Consider the following 15,908-nt stretch of genomic DNA (forward strand, 5'->3'; position numbering starts at 1 on the left):
GCGAAGGCGGCCCCTCAGCACCGTCCCGGCGGTCAGCCGTTGGGCAGGATGACGGCGCGGCCGTTGATCTTCCCCGCGTGCAGCCGCTCGTAGGCGAGCGGGGCCTCGTCGATGGAGTACGTCTCCACATGGACGTCCACGGCCCCCGCGTGGGCGAGTTCGATGACTTCCGCGAGCTCCCTGCGCGATCCCCAGTACGGCGCGGAGACCGAGGTGGCGAACGGCAGGACACCGAATCCGACGGGCAGGAGGCCGCCGCCGATCCCGACGATGGTGACGTCGCTGTCGATGGAGGCGACCGCGCCGGCCGTCTTCACGGTCGGCTCGGCGCCGACGAAGTCGAGGACGACCTCCGCACCGGTGCCTCCGGTGAGTTCCCGGACCTTGGCGGCGGCCTTCTCGTCGGAGAGCACGGTCTCGTGGGCGCCCACGGTCCGGGCGAGTGCCAGCTTCTCCTCCGTGACGTCCAGCGCGATGACCCGTACGGCGGTCATGGCGCGCAGGAGCTGGATGGCGACGTGGCCGAGTCCGCCGGTGCCGATGACCACGGCGGTGGCCCCGGGCGTCAGCTTCGGCAGCGAGCGCTTGATCGCGTGGTAGGGGGTGAGGCCCGCGTCGGTCAGCGAGACCGTCCTGACCGGGTCCAGGTCGCCGATGGGCGTCAGATGGCGGGCGTCGTCGACGATCATGTACTCGGCCATGGCGCCCGGGTTGCCGAGACCGGGCGGGTGGATACCGAGGTCGGCCGCGCGCAGGCAGTAGTTCTCCCTGCCCTCCGCGCAGTTGACGCAGGTGCCGCAGCCCCACGGCCCGTAGACGGCGACCGCGTCCCCCACCGAGACGCCCTCGGCGCCGTCACCGAGCGCGGCGACCGTACCGACGCCCTCGTGACCGAGGGTGAGCGGCAGCTCGTAGGGGAATCCCTCGGCGGGCCAGCTCATCACGGCGATGTCCGAGTGGCAGACACCCGCGGCGCTCACCTTCAGGAGGATCTGGCCGGGCCCCGCCACGGGCTCGGGTATCTCGACGACCTCGGGAGCGGCGCCGACGGTGCGGTACTGGACGGCTTTCATGGCTCTCCTTCGTTCTCCGTACTTCCTTTGTGACCCCCGTGGTGGCGGTGCGCCACTCGGGGGATCAGGAGGCGGAGTAGCCGCCGTCCACCAGGTGGTAGCTGCCGTGGATGAAGGAGGCGCGGTCGGTGAGCAGGAAGGCGACGAGTTCGGCGACCTCCTGGGAGGTGCCGAGCCGGCCCGCCGGGTGCAGGGAGATCAGGTGGTCGCGGGCGGGACCGTCGGTGTCGCGGAGCAGCGGGGTGTCGATGAAGCCGGGGCCGACCGCGTTGACACGGATGTTCTGTGCCGCGTATTCGAGTGCGGCGGTCTTGGTGAGACCGACGACGCCGTGCTTGGCGGCGACGTACGCCGGAGAGTTCGCGAAGCCGTTGGTGCCGAGGATCGACGAGACGTTGACGACGGCGCCGCCGCCCGCGGCCAGGAGGGCCGGGATCTCGTAGCGCAGGGAGTGGAAGACTCCGCTGAGGTTGGTGGCGACGACCCTGTTCCAGTCGTCGATCCCGTACTCCCCGGTGGGCCGCGCGGGGCCGCCGATGCCCGCGTTGTTCACGGCGAGGTGCAGGGCGCCGAAGGTGTCGACGGCGAACCGCACGCCGGCCTCGACGGAGGCGGGGTCGGTGACGTCGAGGGCGACCGCGGCGGCTCGGGCGCCGGTGGCCTCCAGTTCGTCGGCGGCCTTGCGGGCGCTCTCCTCGTCGTAATCGGCGACGACGACGGCCGCGCCGCTCGCGGCGAGCCGACGGGAGACGGCGAGGCCTATGCCGGACGCTCCGCCGGTGACGAGGGCGACCTTGCCGGCGAACTCCGCCTCGGGGGCGGTGGGGAGGTTGGTGCTCATGGTGTGCTTCCTTGCGTGGTGCTGTGGGGCGCCGGCCCGTCCTGCGGGGAATCCAGCAGGTGCACGGAGAGGGCGTCGAAGGCGTGTGCGACGAGCTCGGGAAGGGCGGCCGGCCGGCCGCCCCGTACCCACGCCGTCTGGGCCGCCAGGAGCGCTCCGGCTCCCGCGGCGACGGCCACGGCGGGACGGAGGTCCCCTCGTGGGTCGACACCGAGCCGTTCCGCGAGAATCGCCACCGACTCCTCCTGGGCGTCCACCCGGATGTGGTGGAACGCCGCGTACAGGGTCGGTTCGTCCTCGGCCATGACCAGCAGGTCGAAGACGCGTGGCCGCTTGTGCCAGGGCTCGGCCTCCGGATCGTCGAGCCAGTCGATGACGGCCCGGCGGTAGGCGGTGAGCGGTGGCTCGGCCAGGGGGCGCTCGCGGAGCGCTCGGTTGATCCTTTCGCCGTCGCCCCGCACTGCGTCGAGGACGGCGGCCTCCTTGTTCGGGAAGTACCGGCTGAACGTGCGCCGGTCGACGTCGGCCGCCTGCGCGATCTCCTCGACCGTCACGCTCCGCAGACCGCGCTCGACCACCAGGTCGAACGCGCTCCGCGCCAGCGTGTCCCGGGTCCTGCGGGCCTTGCGGCCGCGCCTCTCCGGGGCCTTTCCTGTCCCGTTCATAGTTGCACCGTACACCTTTAAATGTCCCGGTGGGACACCTGTCCCTCCGGGACATCGGAGGCCTCGGACACACCCCGGCCGCCCCGGCTGAGCACGCCGGGCCACCAGGCGGTGGGCCCGATGTCCCTGACCAGAGCGGGCACCAGGAGCGAGCGCACGACGAGGGTGTCCAGCAGGACGCCGAACGCGACGATGAACGCGATCTGGACCAGGAAGGCCAGGGGGATGACCCCGAGGGCCGCGAAGGTGGCGGCCAGGACGACACCCGCCGAGGTGATGACCCCGCCCGTGGTGGTCAGTCCGCGCAGGACGCCCTGCCGGGTGCCGTGGGCCAGGGACTCCTCGCGGACCCGGGACATCAGGAAGATGTTGTAGTCCACGCCGAGGGCGACCAGGAAGACGAATCCGTACAACGGCACGGAGGAGTCCGTACCGCTGAAGCCGAAGACGTGCTGGAAGACCAGCGACGAGATGCCGAGCGTGGCGAGGAAGTTGAGCGCCACCGTGGCCACCAGGAGCAGCGGCATCAGCAGCGAGCGCAGCAGGCCGATCAGGATGACCAGGATGATGACCAGCACCACCGGCACGATGATGTTGCGGTCGTGTTCGGCGGTCTTCTGGGTGTCGTACTGCTGCGCGGTGTAGCCGCCGACGAGCGCGTGCGCGCCGGGCACCGCGTGGACCGCGTCACGCAGCCGTGCGACCGCCTCCTTGGCGGCGTCGCTGTCCGCCCCGTCCGTCAGGGTGGCGTCGATACGGACGCGGCCGTCCACGACGAGCGGTTCACCGCCGCCCGGGCGTCCCGATGCCGTCACCGCGAGGACGCTCGCGACCCCCGGGACCTTCCGGGCAGCGGCGGCCACCTGCTTCGAGCGGTCCGCGTCGGCGATGACGACGGCGGGGTTGCCCGAGCCGCCGGGGAAGTGCCGGCCCAGGGTCTGCTGCGCGGCGACGGACGGGGTGTCGTTGACGAAGATCTCCTCCAGGGGCACTCCCCTGGAGTTCAGCGTGGGCATGAAGGCCGCGCAGGCGAGGAGGCCGACCAGCGTGACGGCCCACACCTTGCGCGGGGCGCGGTCGACGAGGCCCGCGATCCTGGACCAGATTCCCGTCGAGCCCGAATCGGGCTCGGCGCCACCCTTCCTGGGTCCCGATGGCCAGTACGCGGCCCTGCCGAGCAGGACCAGTACGGCAGGCAGGAAGGTGAGCGCGCTCAGGACGGAGCAGACGATGCCGATGGCGCCCACGGGTCCGAGCGCGCGGTTGTTGGTCAGGTCGCTGAGCAGGAGGGCGAGCAGCCCCAGGGCCACGGTGGCGGCGCTGGCCGTGATGGGCCCCACGGACTGACGCAGTGCGGCGCGCATGGCGGTCCACCGGTCGGGTCGCCGCCCGAGCTCCTCGCGGAACCGCGCGGTGAGCAGCAGCGCGTAGTCGGTGGCGGCTCCGATGACCAGGATCGACAGGATGCCCTGGACCTGCCCGTCGACCCGGACGATGTCGTGGTCCGCGAGTACGTAGACGATGGCGCAGGCCACACCGAGGGCGAAGACCGCGCCGATGATGATGATCAGGGGGAGCAGGACGCTCCGGTAGACCAGCAGAAGGATGACGAGCACGGCCACCAGGGCGACACCCAGCAGCAGTCCGTCGATGCCGGAGAAGGCGTCGGACAGATCGGCCTGGGAGGCGGCGGGGCCCGCGACCCCGACGACCGTTCCCGGTACGTCCTCCGCCGCACTCCTGATGTGTGCGAGGGCGTCGGGGAGTTCGTCCCCCAGGTCCGGCCTCAACTGGACGACGCCTTCGAGCGCTTCGCGGTCCTCGGACAACACCGCGGGGCTCACCCCGCCGGTGGCTCCCGGCCCGTCCCCGGCCGCGGCGAGGGCCTCGGTCGCCGCCTTCTGCTGCTCGGCGCCGAGTTCTCCCCCGTCCTCGGCCGATGTCCAGACCACGACGGCGGGCACGGTCTCCTTGCCGCTGAACGCCTTCTGGGCGTCGATGACCTTGGTGGACTCGGCGCTCTGCGGCAGGAACGAGGCCTGGTCGTTGGTGGAGACCTCCCCGAGCTTGCCGGCGTACGAGCCGAAGGAACCGCCGACGACGAGCCAGGCGAGGAGGAGGAACAGGGGGACAAGGACCAACCGGCGGACCGGCCTCGATGCGGTGGACATGGCACTCCCGGAAACGCGCGATCTCTCAATCATGATGTATCTCAACGATTGAGATTACATGTCGCCCGGTCACCCCTTCCGCAGGCATCGCGGTTCGGCGGTTCGGCGGTTCGGCGGTTCAGCGCCGAGGAGCCTGCATACGGGCGAGTTCACCGTTCATCCGGGCGATGAAACGGCGTGCGGCCTCCAGCTCCTGCGGCGCGGCCGCGGCCCGCGCACCGGCCGCCGCCTCCGCGAGAGGCATGAAGAACGAGCGCGCCGCGGCCTTGGCCCCGGGCTCGTAGTACAGATGCACGACTCGGCGGTCGGCACTCTCCCGCGCGCGCCTGATGTGACCCGCGCGCTCCAGCCGGTCCAGGCAAGCGGTCACCGCGCCGGACGTCAGGCCGAGGTGTTCGCGCAGCCGCCCCGGGGTCAGCGGCGCCTCCGCGTCGAGGATCGCGCCCAGCGCCTGTACATCCGTCGCGTGCAGGCCCTGCGCATGTGCGAAGGCATGGACCAGCCGGTTGACCTCGCTGTTCATCCGGCGCAGCTCCACGGCGAGAGCCGTGAGCTCCGACACCCCGGCCACATCCGCGCCCGATCCGCCGCGAGGGTCGTCTGCACTGTCCACCGCCCCATACTAGGCGGGCGGCGGCCTCCCCCAGCCTTCTACAGTGCTGTAGATTTGGCGCCACCGCGAGCCCGGCACCCGGGCCGCAGTGGGAGCGCCTCAGACCCCTCAGGGAGAAGACAGCCGTCATGTTCGGAATCAGCGAGATCGCGATCTTCCTCCTCATCGTCGTCCTGATCTTCGGCGCCAGGAAGCTCCCCGAGCTCGCCCGCTCCCTGGGCAAGTCGGCCCGGATCCTGAAGAGCGAGGCGCGCGCCCTGAAGTCCGACGGCATCTCCCCCACGGTCCCGACCGTTCCGCCGGCCGACGGAGCGCACGACCCCCGCGTCATCAGGGGCACCGCCACCGAGAAGCCCGAGGCTCGCTGAATCCTGCCCGCTCCACCACTCGGTGGGGTGGGCTTCGGCGTGTCCGGACCCCGCCAACGGGCCGGATCCCCCGCCCCGGTACACCGTGGCCCCAGGGAACGAGCCGGAGCGAGGGTTGATGGAGAGCAAGGACGACAGCGGCGGGCCGCGGTGCCTGGTGACGGGCGCGACGGGATACATCGGGGGCCGCCTGGTCCCCGAACTCCTGGCGGCCGGTCACCGGGTGCGCTGCCTGGCGCGGACCCCGGAGAAACTACGGGACCACCCGTGGGCGGACGAGACCGAGGTGGTCCAGGGCGATGTGACCGACGCGGAGTCCGTGGCAGCGGCGATGCGCGGCGTGGACATCGCCTACTACCTGGTCCACGCACTGGGCTCAGGGCCCGGTTTCGAGAGGACCGACCGCGACGCGGCCCGGATCTTCGGCGAGCAGGCGGAAGCGGCCGGTGTCCGGCGCATCGTCTATCTGGGCGGGCTGACCCCCGCCGACGTCCCCGAGCGGGAGCTCTCCCCTCATCTGCGCTCGCGCGCCGAGGTCGGACGGATCCTGCTCGACTCGGGCGTGCCGGCGACCGTGCTCCGCGCCGCGGTCATCATCGGTTCGGGCTCGGCGTCCTTCGAGATGCTGCGGTATCTCACCGAGCGGCTGCCGGTCATGGTCACCCCCAGCTGGGTGTCGACGCGGGTCCAGCCGATCGCCGTACGGGACGCCCTGCGCTACCTCGTGGGCAGTGCGCGCATGCCCGCCGATGTGAACCGCGCCTTCGACATCGGCGGACCCGACGTCATGACCTACCGCGACATGATGCAGGAGTACGCGCGTGTCGCCGGGCTCCCCCGAAGGCTCCTCCTGCCGGTACCGATGCTGTCGCCGGGCCTTTCGAGCCACTGGATCGGACTGGTCACGCCCGTGCCCGCGTCGATCGCCCGCCCGCTCGCCGAGTCCCTGCGCCATGAGGTCGTGTGCCACGAACACGACATCACGGAGCATGTCCCCGACGGTCCGGGCCGGCCCTTCCCGTTCGCCACGGCGCTCTCGCTCGCGTTGCAGCGGGTGCGGGAGGCGAGGGTGACGACACGGTGGTCCTCCGCGTCCACCCCGGGCATTCCCAGCGATCCGCTTCCCACCGACCCGGACTGGGCGGGTGGGAGCCTCTACACCGATGTACGCGAACGCGACGTGGACGCCTCGCCCGACGCCCTGTGGCGGGTGGTCGAGGGCATCGGCGGTGAGAACGGCTGGTACTCGTTGCCGCCGGCCTGGGCGGTCAGGGGCTGGCTGGACCGGCTGGTGGGCGGCGTGGGCCTGCGCCGGGGCAGACGGGACGCCCAACGCCTGCGGGTCGGGGACTCGCTGGACTTCTGGCGGGTGGAGGAGATCGAGCGCGGACGGCTGCTGCGCCTGCGCGCGGAGATGCGACTCCCCGGCCTGGCGTGGCTGGAGATGTACGTGGAGGAGCGCGAGGACGGCCGGTCGCACTATCGGCAGCGGGCCCTCTTCCATCCGGCCGGTCTGCTCGGCCACGCGTACTGGTGGAGCGTGTCGCCCTTCCACGCGGTGGTCTTCGGTGGGATGGCGCGCAACATCGCGCTGGCGGCGGGCCGGGAGACGCCGGGTGACCGGGGATGACCGTGGCGATCGTCCTGTTCACCTCGGACCTACGGCTGCACGACCATCCGCCGCTGCACTCGGCGCTCGCCTCGGCCGACGAGGTGGTCCCCCTCTTCGTGCTCGACGACGGCGTACGGGACGCCGGGTTCGACGCTCCGAACCGGCGCGCGTTCCTGGCGGACTGCCTCCGTGACCTGGACTCCGCCCTCCGGGAGCGCGGCGGGCGGCTGATCGTCCGTGAGGGCGATGTGGCCGACGAGGTCGCCGGAGTGGTGGCCGCGACGGGGGCGGGCACGGTCCATGTGGCGGCGGGTGTCAGTGCGTACGCGCAGCGCCGCGAGGAACGGCTGCGCGAGGTCCTCACGTCCGTGGGCTGCCGGCTGAGCGTGCATGACGCCGTGATCACAGCGGTCGCACCGGGCGCGGTGGTTCCCGCCGGAGCGGGCAGGGACCACTTCGCCGTCTTCACCCCGTACTTCCGCCGCTGGTCGGGGGAAGGGCTCCGCTCTCCGTTCCGGGCGCCGCGCACCGTGCGCGTACCGCGGGGGGTCGACTCCGCGGCGCCGCCGTCGCGGGCCGCGGTGCGCGGGCTGTCCCCGGGGCTGCCCGAGGGCGGCGAGGCCGAAGGGCGCAGGCTGTTCGCGGCCTGGCGTCGGAACGGGCTCGCGTCGTACGAGGAGCGTCACGACGACCTCGCGGGCGACGCCACCTCACGGCTCTCGCCGCACCTGCACTTCGGCACGCTGTCCCCCACCGAGCTGGTGCACCGCGCCCGCGCGGCGGGCGGGCCGGGCGCGGACGCCTTCGTGCGGCAGGTGTGCTGGCGGGACTTCCACCACCAGGTGCTGGCCGCCCGTCCGGCCGCGGCCGGCTCCGACTACCGCACGCGCCGGGACCGTTGGCGGACCGGGCGGGCGGCGGCGGACGAGACGGCCGCCTGGAAGGAGGGCCGTACGGGCTTTCCGGTGGTCGACGCCGCCATGCGCCAGCTGCTCCACGAGGGCTGGATGCACAACCGGGGGCGGCTGCTGACGGCGAGTTTCCTCACCAAGACGCTGTACGTGGACTGGCGTACCGGGGCGCGCCACTTCGTGGAGCTGCTCGTCGACGGCGACATCGCGAACAACCAGCTCAACTGGCAGTGGGTGGCCGGGACCGGCACGGACAGCCGGCCGAACCGGGTGCTGAATCCGGTGACGCAGGCCAAGCGCTACGACCCGGACGGCGCCTATGTGCGCCGCTGGGTACCCGAACTCGCCGGGATCCCGGGGCCGGCCGTGCACGAACCGTGGAAGCTGCCGGAGCGGGAGCGCGCCCGCTACGCCTACCCGGACCCGGTCGTCGCGCTGGCGGAAGGGCTGGCCAGATTCAGGGAGGCGCGAGGGCTGGACTGACCCCGGACGGGCCGGGGCGCGCCCGGGGTCAGATCTTGCGCCAGCGGGCGTTGGCCCAGGAGAAGAGGCCGAAGGCGGCCAGGCCGATGGCGATGAGGACCAGGAGCAAGGGCCCGGCGGGGGTCTCGGTGAAGGAGCGCAGGGTGTCGTCCATGCCCTTGGCGCGGCCCGGTTCGTGCCGGACAGCGGCCGCCACGGCGAACCCGCCCGCCGTCGCGAAGACCGCGCCCCGGACGGTACCGCCGAAGACGCCGACGACATCGACGGCCTGACGGCTCCTCCGTGTCATCTCCCCTGTCTTCAGGTGCTTGTGGTACTTGCGGGTGAGGGCGCGGTAGGCCATCCAGAGGCCCGCGGCGATCACGCCGACGCCCGCGAGCCCCACGATCCACTGGCCGCCGGTCCATTCGAGGGCCCGCGCCGTGACGTCGTCGGTCCGGCGGTCGCTCGATCCGCTGCCGCTGCCCTTGTCGCCTGCCGCGTAGGCGAGCACCGAGTACGACACGAAGGCGTAGAAGACGAAGCGCGCCGCGGCCACGGCGCGCTTGCCCGCCTTGTCGCCGTCGGGGCCGGCCTGGCCGAAGAACGCCTCGGACAGCCGCCACAGCGCCATCCCCGCCAGGGCCACCCCGAGCACCCACAGCAGGACGCTCCCGAAGGGCTTCTCCGCAATCTCGGCGATGGCACCGCCCCGGTCGGCCTGCTGTCCGCCCCCGCCGGAGAAGGCGATGCGCAGGGCCAGGGTCCCCACCAGGAGGTAGATCACCCCGCGCGCCACGAAGCCCGCGCGGGCGCCCACGTCCACGGCTCGGCTGCGGGAGGCTCGTCTCGCCCCGCCGCGCGCATTCATCGACAGTGTGTTCGCATTCATGCACTGTCGGATGCCCCTGAATCGACGATCAATGCGGGGACGTCACACGCCCTCGTCCGCCTGATCGGCCTGCGCGGCCTGCCCCTTGGCGCGCCGGCTGACGACGGAGGCCGCCGCCAGGGCGCTGCCCGCGAATGCGAGGGCGACGACCCACGGCCGGTCGACGACATGCCCGGTCGCATGGTCCAGCGAGTAGCTGCCGGCCCCCGTCACCCCGATCGCAGCCGCGACGAAGCCGAGGAAGGCCGGGTACTCGTAGCCGCCGCCCATCGCGAAGAAGCCGGCGGGCGCGTGCACGGCGACGGCGCCCGCCATCGTGCCGGCCGCCGCGGCACCCGCCGCGGGGGTGCCGAGGCCGAGGGCCAGCAGGACCCCACCGCCCGCCTCGCCGAGTCCGGCCGCGAGAGCGCTGTGCTTCGGCGGGTGGAAGCCCATGGCCTCCATCGCGGTGGTGGTCTTCTCGATGCCCCCGCCACCGAAGCACCCGCCCAGTTTCTGGCTGCCGTGCACTGCCAGGACCGCTCCCGTACCGACCCTGAGTACGAGGAGTCCGATGTCACGTCGGTTGATACAGGCCATGGGAAGTCTCCTGTCGGCGAGGAGGAAGGAGGAGCAGCGGCGGTGCGCCCTACGGATCCACTCTCGTCCGGTCCGGTGGGCGGGGGCCGTTCGTGTTACGCCATCCGAGGACCGGGCCTTGCGGGGACCGGGGCGCACGCCATTGTGCAACTAGTTGCATAATGGCTTCGGGTGGTCTACAACTGGGCTCGACGACACCTGCGAGGAGCCCCGGATGAGCCCGTACCCCACCCTGCTGAGCCCCCTCGACCTCGGATTCACCACGCTCCCGAACCGGGTGCTGATGGGGTCGATGCACATCGGTCTCGAGGAGGCCGAGCGCGGCTTCGAGCGGATGGCCGCCTTCTACGCGGCCCGCGCACGCGGCGGGGTCGGCCTCATCGTCACCGGCGGGATCGCGCCCAGCGAGCGCGCGTGCGCCTTCCCCGGCGGGGCCAGGATGACCACCGAGGCCGAGGCGGCACAGCACGCCGGGATCACCGCGGCGGTGCACGCCGAGGGCGGCAGGATCGCGATGCAGATCCTGCACTCCGGGCGGTACGCCCACCACCCGGACCTGGTGGCGCCGAGCGCGCTCAAGGCCCCGATCAGCGGGTTCACCCCGCACGCGCTCACGGACGACGAGGTCGAGGAGACCATCGAGGAGTTCGTCCAGGCCGCGGAGCTGGCGCGGCACGCGGGCTACGACGGTGTCGAGATCATGGGCTCCGAGGGCTATCTGATCAACGAGTTCATCGTCGCGGCCACCAACCACCGCGAGGACCGCTGGGGCGGCTCGTACGAGAACCGCATCCGTTTCCCGGTCGAGATCGTGCGCCGCGTCCGTGAGCGGGTGGGACCCGACTTCATCCTGATCTACCGGCTGTCCATGCTGGACCTGGTGCCCGGCGGTTCCACGCTGGAGGAGGTCGTCCGTCTCGCCCGCGAGGTGGAGGCGGCAGGCGCCACCATCATCAACACCGGTATCGGCTGGCACGAGGCCCGTATCCCGACGATCGCCACCTCTGTGCCGCGCGGCGCCTTCACCTGGGTCACGGAGAGGGTGCGAGGCGCTGTCTCCGTGCCGCTGGTGACCAGCAACCGCATCAACACCCCCGAGCTGGCCGAGGAGATCCTCGCCTCGGGCCGGGCGGACATGGTGTCGATGGCACGGCCCTTCCTCGCCGACCCCGACTTCGTCGCCAAGGCGGCCGAGGGGCGCGCCGATGCGATCAACACCTGCATCGGCTGCAACCAGGCCTGTCTTGACCACGTCTTCAGCCTGCGGATCACCTCGTGCCTGGTGAATCCCCGCGCCTGCCACGAGACGGAGTTGGTGCTCTCACCGACCCGTGTCCGCAAGCGCGTCGCCGTGGTCGGTGCCGGGCCTGCGGGACTGGCGTGCGCGGTCACGGCCTCGGAGCGCGGACACGCGGTGACGCTGTTCGACGCGGCCGACGAGATCGGCGGCCAGCTGAACGTGGCGCGCCGGGTCCCGGGCAAGGAGGAGTTCGACGAGACGCTGCGCTACTTCCGTACCCGGCTCGCGGAGGAGGAGGTGGAGCTGCGGCTCGGCACCCGGGCCACGCCCGCCGCGCTCGACGGCTTCGACGAGGTCGTCCTGGCCACCGGTGTCGAGCCCCGCTCCCCCGCGATCCCCGGCGTCGGGCACCCCAGCGTCGTCAGCTATCTGGACGTCCTGCGGGACGGGGCAGAGGTGGGCGAGCGGGTGGCGGTCGTGGGCGCGGGCGGCATCGGCTTCGACGTCGCCGAATTCCTCACCGACGGGGGCGAGGAGGCGAGCCTGGACCCGGAGGTCTTCTTCCGGCAGTGGGGCGTGGACACGGGCTATGCGGACCGGGGCGGGCTGCGGGCCCCGGAGCGCCCGAAGCCACCGCGTACGGTGCACCTGATCCAGCGCAGGACGAGCAAGGTCGGCGCCGGGCTCGGGAAGACGACCGGCTGGATCCACCGCGCCGAACTGCGCCACCGCGGCGTGACGATGATCGCCGGCGCCTCCTACGACCTGATCGACGACGAGGGCCTGCACCTCACCGTCGACGGCGGGCAGCATCTGCTGCCGGTCGACACCGTGGTGCTGTGCGCGGGTCAGGAACCACGGCGTGAGCTGTACGAGGAGCTGCGCGCCGCGGGCCGTCCCGTGCATCTGATCGGCGGTGCGGATGTGGCCGCCGAGCTGGACGCCAAGCGTGCGATACGCCAGGGCACGGAGCTCGCCGCCGGGCTGTGACCTCCTGAGCCGTCGGGCTGTGACCTCCTGAGCCGTCGGGCTGTGACGCCCTGAGCTGCCCGTCCTTAGGATGCTCTCCATGTCCCTCCCGCACGCGATCCTCACAGCCCTGCTCGAGAAGCCGTCGTCGGGGCTGGAACTGACCCGTAGGTTCGACCGGTCGATCGGCTACTTCTGGCCGTCCACGCACCAGCAGATCTACCGCGAGCTGGGAAAGCTGGAACAGGCGGGTCACATCCGGGTCCTGCCATCGGCGCAGCCGGCCCGTGGGCAGAAGAAGGAGTACGAGGTGCTGCCCGCGGGGCGCGGGGAGCTGATGACCTGGGTGTCGCTCGCCGAGGATCCGCGCCCGGTGCGCGATCCGCTGCTGCTGAGGATGCGGGCGGCGGCCGTGGTGGGCGCCCCGGGGATGGCCGGGGAGCTGCGCAGGCACCTGGTGCTGCACCAGGAGCGGCTGGCGGAGTATCTGGAGATCGAGGAGCGGGACTTCCCGACGGAGCTGACCGCCGACGAGGACCGGCTGCGGCATCTGGTGCTGCGTGGCGGGATCGACCTGGAGACGTTCTGGACGGGCTGGCTGTGCAGGGCGATCGACGAACTGGACGGCTCCTGAGGACGGCGCTCCTACGGGCGGCGCTCCTGGGGACTGCCCTCAGGGGCTGCCCGAGGTCCCGACCGGTTCGGGGAGCGGCGTACGTGACTCCGCGTGGCGTGGCGCGGTGGCGCGTGGCGCGGTGAGGGACGGACCGTTGATGACGACCCTGGACGAGGATTCGACGGCGCCTGCCGGGAGGGTGGCGGCTGCCCCGGCCGCTGCCGGAACAGCGCCTGCAGCGCTCCGCGCCTGCGCACGGCTGAGCAGGATCACGCCCTGCACGGCGGCCGCGGCCCCGATGAGCGCGGGGATCAGGCCCAGCAGGCCGCCCTGCACCCGCTCGCCGAGCAGGATCAGGCCGATCGCGGCGGCGGCGACCGGGTTGGCGAGGGTGACCACGGCGAGCGGGGCACCGAGTCCGCCACGGTAGGCGGTCTGGGACAGCATCAGGCCGCCCAGGGCGAAGAAGGAGACGAGTACCGCCACGATCACCAGTCGCCAGCTCAGCAGCGGACCCGACTGGTCGGTCGCGGCGACCGTGAGGGTCTGGGTGAGGGCGGAGGCCACCCCGGACGTGATGCCGGAGGCGGCGGCGTGCCGGAGGCCGGGCCGGGTACCCGGCCGGCCGAGCGTGGCGACGAGCACCATGGTGACGGCCCCGACGCCCAGTACCTCGGGGAGGCTCAGCGTGTCGTGCGGGGCGGTGCCGCCGGCGGCCAGGAGGAGCGCGGCGAGGCCGACCAGAGTGAGGAGGGTACCGCGCCATTCCGTACGGCTGACCCTTCGGCCGGCGGCACGTGCCCCGAGCGGTACGGCGGCGACGAGCGTGAGCGCGCCGAGCGGCTGTACCAGGGTGAGCGGTCCGTACTTCAGCGCGGCGACGTGCAGCAGTGCGCCGCCGGCGTTCAGGCCGACCGCCGACCACCAGGCCCCGCGCCCCAGCAGGCGCAGCGCTCCGGCGGAAGGGTCGGTCCGGCCGGCGAGCCGCGCCTGCGCCACCGCGGCGGCCGCGTAGGCGGCGGCGGAGACGAGGGAGAGCAGGACGGCTATGACGGTGGCGTTCATCGACGCGCTCCGGACCGTGCGTACGCGGGGGTCGCGTAGTCGGGCGTGGCGTAGCCGGGGGCCGCGTGGCCGGGCGACGCATGGTTCTGGGCCGGGACCGTCGCAGGCCACGGCAGGTGCGGGGTGACCGGGGTGCCCGGCAGCCTGATTGCGGCGAGGGCCACGGCGAGCAGGGCGGTGACCACGATCACGTCGAGCCAGTAGTGGTTGGCGGTGCCCACGACGACGAGCAGGGTGAGCAGCGGGTGCAGCAGCCACAGCAGGCGCCACCGTGAGCGCGTGGCGGCGATCAGCCCGACGGCGACCACCAGGGCCCAGCCGAAGTGCAGGGAGGGCATGGCCGCGAACTGGTTGGCCATCGAGTCGGTCGCGGGAGTCCGCCCGTACACCGAGGGGCCGTAGACCTGGCCGGTGTCGACGAGTCCGGCCGCGTGCAGCATGCGCGGCGGGGCGAGCGGGAAGAGCAGGTGCAGGGCGAGCGCGGCCCCGGTGAGTGCGGCCAGGACGCGGCGTGACCAGACGTAGTGGCGCGGGCGGCGCCAGTACAGCCAGACCAGGAACGCCAGCGTGGCCGGGAAGTGCACGGTCGCGTAATAGGTGTTCGCCAGCTGCACGAGCGTGTGGCTGCGCAGCAGGACACCCTGGACGACTCCCTCGCCGGGAAGGCCGGCGGCCCGTTCGAAGCTCCAGACGTGTCCGGCGTTACGGAAGGCCTCTTCGACATGGCCGTTCGCGGCCTGCCGGCCGAGTTTGTAGACCAGGAAGAGCCCTGCTATGAGAAGCAGCTCGCGGACGAGGGGTGGTCGGGCCGAGGCGTCCGGCTCCCGCTCCGCGGACTCGCTGCGGGTGTACATCACCCCGTGCCCCTTTGCTGACGGTGCGCGTTACGACGTCGGCATGGCCAGTCCATGCCGTATCGATACGCCAGTGTACCGATACGCCGACGTATCGGTACACTGGCGTATCGATACACTGGTGTATTGAGGGCCACCCCAGCCGCAGAGTCGCAGAGAGGGAAGCAGATGCCGTCGCCCGGTTCAGTACAGGAGCCCGCACGCGCGTCACGCCGGTCGAAGATCACACCGGAGCGCGCCCAGGAGCTCTACACCGCCGTGCTGGACCTCCTGCGCGAGAGCGGTTACGACTCACTGACGATGGAGGGCGTAGCCTCACGCACCCGGTGCGGGAAGTCCACGCTCTACCGGCAGTGGGGCTCCAAGCCTGAGCTTGTCGTGGCGGCACTGCACGGCAGTCGGCGGACCCTGTTCTCGGACATCGACACCGGCAGCCTGAGCGGGGATCTGCACGCGGTGGCACAGGTGGTGGAAACGGCGTCCGGCCAGGACACCGCACTGATGCACGCACTCAGCCACGCCGCTCTGCAGAACCCCGACCTGCACCTCGCCCTGCGCACCACACTGATCGCTCCGGCCATCGCCGCGATCGACGCGATGGTCGAGCGCGCCGCCCTGCGCGGCGAGATCGAACCCCACAACCCCGCGGCCGGCTACGTGGCCGCCCAGGTGCTCGGCGCCATGCGTGCCCGGTCACTCCTGGAGGGGCGTTACCCCGAAGGCACCTTCCTCACGGGCTTCATCGACTGCGCCGTACTTCCGGCGCTCGGGATTCCCGCACCCCCGCCCGCCCCCCACAGGAGCGGGACCTGATGAACGTGGACCGCCGCCCGAGCGGATGACGGCGGTCCACCTGTGCGCCGCACCGTGGGGACGGGGTCGGTGGGTGCCCTGACCGGTCCGGCCGCGGAGCCCGGTCCAGGCCGGGTGGTGAGGGTCGTCGGCCCGTACGACCGCGTCCGCGCGTTCGGCCGGGG

General features: G+C 72.2%; 15 protein-coding genes. 6 read left to right on the forward strand and 9 right to left on the reverse strand.

The genetic code is table 11. The features are described 5' to 3' along the window. Window positions 1-32 precede the first annotated feature (32 nt). The 5 genes from AB0C75_RS33705 to AB0C75_RS33725 all read right to left on the reverse strand — a co-directional run bounded on the left by AB0C75_RS33705 (window position 33) and on the right by AB0C75_RS33725 (window position 5,363). Window positions 33-1,073, reverse strand: coding sequence for an NAD(P)-dependent alcohol dehydrogenase (locus tag AB0C75_RS33705; protein ID WP_362895978.1), 1,041 nt, complete (start codon window positions 1,071-1,073; stop codon window positions 33-35). 64 nt (window positions 1,074-1,137) lie between these two features. Continuing rightward, window positions 1,138-1,914 carry an SDR family NAD(P)-dependent oxidoreductase gene (locus AB0C75_RS33710; protein WP_362895979.1) on the reverse strand — a complete coding sequence of 259 codons (777 nt, stop codon included), beginning with the start codon at window positions 1,912-1,914 and terminating at the stop codon, window positions 1,138-1,140. Beyond that, complete coding sequence (locus tag AB0C75_RS33715; protein ID WP_362895980.1) at window positions 1,911-2,579, reverse strand: TetR family transcriptional regulator; 669 nt, start codon at window positions 2,577-2,579, stop codon at window positions 1,911-1,913. The genes AB0C75_RS33710 and AB0C75_RS33715 overlap by 4 nt, the downstream gene beginning before the upstream one ends. A 17-nt stretch (window positions 2,580-2,596) precedes the next feature. Then, complete coding sequence (locus AB0C75_RS33720; protein ID WP_362895981.1) at window positions 2,597-4,750, reverse strand: MMPL family transporter; 2,154 nt, start codon at window positions 4,748-4,750, stop codon at window positions 2,597-2,599. Window positions 4,751-4,868: 118 nt separating this feature from the next. Continuing rightward, entirely contained in the window at window positions 4,869-5,363 is a 495-nt protein-coding gene (locus AB0C75_RS33725; RefSeq protein ID WP_362895983.1) for a helix-turn-helix domain-containing protein, read from the reverse strand. Window positions 5,364-5,491: 128 nt separating this feature from the next. On the opposite strand from AB0C75_RS33725, the gene AB0C75_RS33730 reads away from it, so the two are divergent. From AB0C75_RS33730 to AB0C75_RS33740, 3 genes are all read left to right on the forward strand, one after another. Beyond that, window positions 5,492-5,731 (forward strand): twin-arginine translocase TatA/TatE family subunit, encoded by a 240-nt coding sequence (locus AB0C75_RS33730; RefSeq protein ID WP_362895985.1) that lies wholly within the window; start codon window positions 5,492-5,494, stop codon window positions 5,729-5,731. A 118-nt stretch (window positions 5,732-5,849) separates the two neighbouring features. Then, window positions 5,850-7,361 carry an SDR family oxidoreductase gene (locus AB0C75_RS33735; protein WP_362895986.1) on the forward strand — a complete coding sequence of 504 codons (1,512 nt, stop codon included), beginning with the start codon at window positions 5,850-5,852 and terminating at the stop codon, window positions 7,359-7,361. Beyond that, window positions 7,358-8,737, forward strand: a complete 1,380-nt coding sequence (locus AB0C75_RS33740) for a deoxyribodipyrimidine photo-lyase (RefSeq protein WP_362895988.1) — start codon at window positions 7,358-7,360, stop codon at window positions 8,735-8,737. The genes AB0C75_RS33735 and AB0C75_RS33740 overlap by 4 nt, the downstream gene beginning before the upstream one ends. Window positions 8,738-8,765: 28 nt before the next feature. Here the strand turns inward: AB0C75_RS33740 and AB0C75_RS33745 are convergent, their stop codons facing one another. Together AB0C75_RS33745 and AB0C75_RS33750 are read right to left on the reverse strand one after the other, a co-directional pair. Further along, entirely contained in the window at window positions 8,766-9,608 is an 843-nt protein-coding gene (locus AB0C75_RS33745; protein WP_362895990.1) for a DUF1206 domain-containing protein, read from the reverse strand. A gap of 42 nt (window positions 9,609-9,650) precedes the next feature. Beyond that, window positions 9,651-10,187, reverse strand: coding sequence for a DoxX family protein (locus AB0C75_RS33750; RefSeq protein WP_362895992.1), 537 nt, complete (start codon window positions 10,185-10,187; stop codon window positions 9,651-9,653). Between the two features lie 214 nt (window positions 10,188-10,401). Here AB0C75_RS33750 and AB0C75_RS33755 point away from each other — a divergent pair, with 214 nt between their 5' ends. Both AB0C75_RS33755 and AB0C75_RS33760 read left to right on the forward strand, forming a co-directional pair. Next, window positions 10,402-12,417: an NADPH-dependent 2,4-dienoyl-CoA reductase gene (locus tag AB0C75_RS33755; RefSeq protein WP_362895994.1), complete on the forward strand. Its 2,016-nt coding sequence runs from the start codon at window positions 10,402-10,404 to the stop codon at window positions 12,415-12,417. 79 nt (window positions 12,418-12,496) lie between these two features. Further along, window positions 12,497-13,030: a helix-turn-helix transcriptional regulator gene (locus AB0C75_RS33760; protein WP_362895996.1), complete on the forward strand. Its 534-nt coding sequence runs from the start codon at window positions 12,497-12,499 to the stop codon at window positions 13,028-13,030. 39 nt (window positions 13,031-13,069) lie between these two features. On the opposite strand, the gene AB0C75_RS33765 is transcribed toward AB0C75_RS33760, so the two are convergent. Together AB0C75_RS33765 and AB0C75_RS33770 are read right to left on the reverse strand one after the other, a co-directional pair. After that, on the reverse strand, window positions 13,070-14,077 hold the full coding sequence (locus tag AB0C75_RS33765) for a DMT family transporter (RefSeq protein ID WP_362895998.1): 1,008 nt from the start codon (window positions 14,075-14,077) through the stop codon (window positions 13,070-13,072). Beyond that, a complete protein-coding gene (locus tag AB0C75_RS33770) occupies window positions 14,074-14,934 on the reverse strand; it encodes a phosphatase PAP2 family protein (protein WP_362896000.1) in 861 nt (286 codons plus the stop codon). The genes AB0C75_RS33765 and AB0C75_RS33770 overlap by 4 nt, the downstream gene beginning before the upstream one ends. Before the next feature lie 165 nt (window positions 14,935-15,099). On the opposite strand from AB0C75_RS33770, the gene AB0C75_RS33775 reads away from it, so the two are divergent. Beyond that, window positions 15,100-15,744 carry a TetR/AcrR family transcriptional regulator gene (locus AB0C75_RS33775; RefSeq protein ID WP_362896005.1) on the forward strand — a complete coding sequence of 215 codons (645 nt, stop codon included), beginning with the start codon at window positions 15,100-15,102 and terminating at the stop codon, window positions 15,742-15,744. Window positions 15,745-15,908: the final 164 nt, after the last annotated feature.

This window comes from Streptomyces sp. NPDC048565 (genome assembly GCF_040650935.1).
Lineage (GTDB): Bacteria > Actinomycetota > Actinomycetes > Streptomycetales > Streptomycetaceae > Streptomyces.